The sequence below is a fragment of the Oceaniserpentilla sp. 4NH20-0058 genome (genome assembly GCF_040371755.1).
Classification (GTDB): Bacteria; Pseudomonadota; Gammaproteobacteria; order Pseudomonadales; family Oceanobacteraceae; genus Bermanella.
Window position 1 is genome coordinate 1 of the sequence record NZ_BAABWE010000032.1, and the last position, 421, is coordinate 421.

Annotated in this window: 1 protein-coding gene; it reads right to left on the reverse strand. The window is 43.2% G+C overall.

Annotated features, from left to right (window positions below; translation table 11 throughout):
- The coding region (locus tag ABWV45_RS15500) for a transposase (RefSeq protein WP_502914692.1) at window positions 1-346 on the reverse strand (346 nt) is incomplete at its 3' end.
- Window positions 347-421: the final 75 nt, after the last annotated feature.

The following is a 421-nucleotide window of genomic DNA, read 5'->3' on the forward strand; positions in this document are numbered from 1 at the left end:
TCGAAAAATTAGGATCGCTTAAATAACGTTGGCTAAGGGCGTTGCCTTTGTACAGCTTATGCCAGCGATCAATAACCTCATCAATATCCCAGTGCTCAGCTTGTTTTTGATTGACGTGTAACACCACGTGATAGTGATTGGACATGATGGCGTAGGCTGCAATATCAATGGCAAAGACTTGCGCTTGCTCCAGCAATGCTTCTTCAAGCCACGCGCGTCGATGCTCATAGCTTACTTCGCTGTGGGAATCATAACCGCATAAAAATGCTTTACGTACACAGCGGGATACACAGTGATAATAAGGCGTAGCCTCAAGACTCACCTGTTCCTTCCTTGGTTTTGGCATATTCAATCCTCCGATATTTTAAATATGATGGAGCCGTTGATGATTGTGAATACGAAGTTTGTATGAATGATCAAA